At 46.7% G+C, this 413-nt stretch carries 3 tRNA genes; all 3 read left to right on the top strand.

Annotated elements, in window-relative coordinates:
- Window positions 1-2: 2 nt before the first annotated feature.
- Window positions 3-78 (top strand) — tRNA-Phe (locus tag VJL_RS27000).
- A gap of 42 nt (window positions 79-120) precedes the next feature.
- A tRNA-Asn gene (locus VJL_RS26995) sits at window positions 121-196 on the top strand.
- A 70-nt stretch (window positions 197-266) separates the two neighbouring features.
- Window positions 267-342, top strand: a tRNA-Thr gene (locus VJL_RS26990).
- The last annotated feature ends 71 nt before the right edge of the window (window positions 343-413 follow it).

Raw genomic sequence — 413 nt, 5'->3', positions numbered from 1 at the left:
TTGCCTCGATAGCTCAGTCGGTAGAGCAGAGGATTGAAAATCCTCGTGTCGGTGGTTCGATTCCGCCTCGAGGCACCATATTTGGTGCGCTTGCTTAAAGTAAGACACAAACAGAATAGTTCCTCCTTAGCTCAGTTGGTAGAGCGACGGACTGTTAATCCGCAGGTCACTGGTTCAAGTCCAGTAGGAGGAGCCAACTTCTAGAATTTCATGTAAATGAGATTCTAAAAATGAAGAGTCTAACTCTTCTAAAAAGAATAAAGTGTGCCGACTTAGCTCAGTAGGTAGAGCAACTGACTTGTAATCAGTAGGTCACCAGTTCGACTCCGGTAGTCGGCACCATTCTTTTGCCTCGATAGCTCAGTCGGTAGAGCAGAGGATTGAAAATCCTCGTGTCGGTGGTTCGATTCCGC

Source organism: Vibrio jasicida CAIM 1864 = LMG 25398 (assembly GCF_000400365.1).
Classification (GTDB): domain Bacteria; phylum Pseudomonadota; class Gammaproteobacteria; order Enterobacterales; family Vibrionaceae; genus Vibrio; species Vibrio jasicida.
Note: the sequence above shows the minus strand (reverse complement) of the source record. Positions and strands in the feature narration are given on the sequence as shown.